Genomic DNA, 3,427 nt, shown 5'->3' on the forward strand with positions numbered 1-3,427 from the left:
GATGTAGATGCCGCGCTCCGTACGTCCGGCGGGTACGAGCGCATCGATTTGGCGGTCGGGTCCTGCTCGGTGCTGGACAATCGCGACCGACCCAGGCGGGTCCGAAGGCCCGTTCGAAGGGCTGCCGCTTCGGGACCTTCGGCCCGTGCCGCCCTGGGCTGCCCGGGGTTACCGTGAGTCATGACACAGATGACCGAACCCGTGCGTCCCGGTGCGAGCCCGATCCGGGTGTTCCTGCTGGATGACCACGAGGTGGTGCGGCGGGGGCTCAAGGACCTGCTGGAGGTGGAGGGCGAGTTCGTGGTGGTGGGGGAGGCGGCCACGGCGGCCGAGGCGCTCGCCCGGGTACCGGCGGTCAAGCCGCAGGTCGCGGTGCTGGACGTGCGGCTGCCGGACGGGGACGGGGTGAGCGTGTGCCGTGATCTGCGCTCCCGGATGCCGGAGCTGGCCTGCCTGATGCTGACCTCGTTCTCCGACGACGAGGCGCTGTTCGACGCGATCCTGGCCGGGGCCTCGGGCTATCTGCTCAAGCAGGTCGGCGGCACGGACCTGGTCGGCGCGGTGCGCACGGTCGCGGCCGGCGGGTCGCTGCTGGACCCGAAGCTGACCACGGCGGTGATGGCCCGGCTGCGCGCGGGCGCGCCCAGGGACCCGCTGGCCGCGCTCACGGCGCAGGAACACCGGATCCTCGACCTGATCGGCGAGGGAATGACGAACCGCCAGATCGGGGAGCGGTTGTTCCTGGCGGAGAAGACGGTGAAGAACTACGTCTCCTCCCTGCTGGCCAAGCTGGGGTTCGAGCGGCGGGTGCAGGCCGCGGTGCTGGTCTCCGGGCTCAAGACCGCGGGCCGCCCGAAGGGGTGACCGAATCTGGGCCGAAAGCCCCTGGCGCGGACGGGTCCGGGCGGCGGACGCTGGATGGTATGGACACGGATGTCAACGGGCTTGAAGTGCTCTCCCGCGTTGAGGCCATCGCGCTGCTGGAGACCCAGGAGGTGGGTCGGCTCGTGTACACCCGCCGCGCGCTGCCGGCTGTCATGCCGGTCAACTTCGCGGTACGAGCGGGCGGCATCCTGATCTGGACCGGGGCGGCCTCGCCGCTCGGGCAGGCGTTGCGCGGAGCGGTGGTGGCCTTCCAGGTCGACGAGCTGGACCGGGCCACCCGCTCGGGCTGGTCGGTGACCGTCACCGGCACGGCGACACTCGTGACCGACGAGATCGAGCTGGCACGGGCGCGAGTCGACGGCCCGGTGCCGTGGGCGCCCGGAATCAAGGACCACCTGATCCGCATTCCGATCACGATGGTCACCGGCCGCTGGCTCGGCCCGAGAGACCACCAGGGCACGGATCATCGCTCGTTTACCGAGGCAGGTGCGTGACAGGTACTGTGGACGACGAGGGCGGGCCGCCACGTCGCCACGAGCAAAGCAGGCGTCTGCCGGCGGCAGCCCCGGCGGAGAGGCGGCTGGCCGTGGCGGAACAGTTCGGCGACGAGGCTTCCCGGTTTCTGCCGCGGTTGCGGATCGATGAGCTGCTCGACGAGTTGCAGGTGCGGCTGGCCTCGGTGCGTTCATCCCGCGACCGGGTGCGCCAGCTGCTCGAGGCGGTGGTCGGGATCGGCAGCGGCCTGGACCTGGAGGCGGCGCTGACCCGGATCGTGCGGGCTGCCGCGACACTCGTCGACGCCCGGTACGGGGCGCTGGGCGTGCTCGGTGACGACCAGCGACTCGCCCGGTTCATCACCGTGGGCCTGACGCAGGAGCAGATCGCCGCGATCGGCCCGTATCCGGAGGGCCACGGCCTGCTGGGTGAGCTGAACCGCCATCCGGTGCCCCTGCGCACCGACGACCTGACCACCCATCCGCAGTCCTCTGGGTTCCCGGCCGACCATCCGCCGATGCACTCGTTTCTCGGGGTGCCGGTCCGGGTGCGAGAAGCGGTGTACGGCAACCTGTACATGACTGAGAAGCAGGGCGGAGCGCCGTTCGACGCCGACGACGAGGCAGTGCTCACGGCGCTGGCCGCAGCCGCGGGCATAGCGGTCGACAACGCCCGCCTGTACGAGGAGGCCCGGCGGCGGCAGCAGTGGCTGGAGACCACGGCGGAGCTGACCCGCGGCCTGCTTTCCGGCCAGGACTCCGACGACGCGCTCGCGGCCTTCGCGCAACGGGTGCGCGGCTTCGCCCAGGCCGACCTGGTCGCCGTCGCCCTTCCGGGGGCGCAAAGCGGTGATCTGCAGATCATCGCCGCCGACGGGGACGGGGCCGAACGGCTGCGCGGCGCCACGCTCAGTATCGAGGACACGCTGCTCGGTTCGGTGTTCAAGTCCGGGCAGCGTGCGCTGGTCGCGGACATCTCCACGGACGAAAGGGCGAGTAGTGGGCTGCTGGCCGGCATCGGCCCGATGCTGGTGGTGCCCATCGGCGTGGCCGGGCATGCCCGCGGAGTGATGGCGCTGGGGCGGCACGCCGGAGACGGCCAGTTCGACACGGGGATCGCGGACCTGGCCGGTGACCTGGTGATGCAGGCCGCAGTCGTGCTGGAGCTCGCCGCGCGCCGCAAGGACAGCGAACTGCTCTCCCTGTACGCCGATCGCGACCGGATCGGCCGGGACCTGCACGACCTGGCGATCCAAAGGTTGTTCGCCACCTCGATGTCCCTGCAGGGCGCATATAAGATCACCGAGAAGCCCGCGGTGGCCCGGCGAATGGCGGCCGCCATCTCAGACCTCGACGAGACCATCAAGGTCATCCGCTCCACCATCTTCGCGCTGCACGCCCACGAACTGGGCGACGACACCCCCAGTGTGCGAGCCCAGGTGGTCGACGAGTGCGAACAGGCCGCCGAGGTGCTCGGCTTTCCGCCCGCGGTGCGCTTCACCGGCCCGGTCGACCTGCTGGTCGGCGACGAGGTGGCCGATCATCTGCTCGCAGTGCTGCGCGAGGCTCTGTCGAATACTGCACGACACGCCCACGCGGCGCACGTAGAAGTCGATCTGGCTGCGGACACCTCAGCGGTGACGCTGAACGTCACCGACGACGGCGCCGGGATCGTACGGGGCGGCCGGCGCAGCGGTCTGGCGAACCTGAGCCAGCGGGCTACGCAACTCGGGGGCACTTTCACGGCCGAGCCCGGCGCATCGGGCGGGACCGTACTGATCTGGAGCGTTCCCCGGCGCATCTGAGCGCACCAGGGACGAGACGACTGGCGGTCGGGGTGGGGGCGAAGGTCCCTGACCCTCGGCAGGTGGTTCGGCGCACGATCGAGGTATGACACAGACCGCTGGAACCTTCGCGACGCTCGACACTCTGACAGCCCGGGACCTGATGGGGCACGGCGCGGGGAGCATCCACCTCGGCGCGAGCTGGCATCTGATCGTGGTTGACGAGGACGGATGCTGTGCCGGTGTCCTCGGCTCGGCCCGCGC

3 protein-coding genes are annotated in these 3,427 nt (G+C 70.8%); all 3 read left to right on the plus strand.

Annotated elements, in window-relative coordinates:
- Window positions 1–189: 189 nt before the first annotated feature.
- The gene (locus VGZ32_RS03465; RefSeq protein ID WP_326884321.1) at window positions 190–864 is read left to right on the plus strand and encodes a response regulator transcription factor; all 675 of its coding nucleotides are present in this window, start codon (window positions 190–192) and stop codon (window positions 862–864) included.
- Between the two features lie 59 nt (window positions 865–923).
- Window positions 924–1,379, plus strand: coding sequence for a pyridoxamine 5'-phosphate oxidase family protein (locus VGZ32_RS03470; protein WP_326884322.1), 456 nt, complete (start codon window positions 924–926; stop codon window positions 1,377–1,379).
- Between the two features lie 92 nt (window positions 1,380–1,471).
- A complete protein-coding gene (locus VGZ32_RS03475) occupies window positions 1,472–3,184 on the plus strand; it encodes a GAF domain-containing protein (protein WP_326884323.1) in 1,713 nt (570 codons plus the stop codon).
- Window positions 3,185–3,427: the final 243 nt, after the last annotated feature.

The sequence above is a fragment of the Actinocrinis sp. genome, from assembly GCF_035938995.1.
GTDB lineage: Bacteria > Actinomycetota > Actinomycetes > Streptomycetales > Catenulisporaceae > DASZGI01.

Bases quoted from the DNA above. Each gene is read 5' to 3' on its own strand.
- VGZ32_RS03465 (WP_326884321.1), top strand. From the start codon at position 190: ATGACCGAACCCGTGCGTCCCGGTGCGAGCCCGATCCGGGTGTTCCTG.
- VGZ32_RS03470 (WP_326884322.1), top strand. From the start codon at position 924: ATGGACACGGATGTCAACGGGCTTGAAGTGCTCTCCCGCGTTGAGGCC.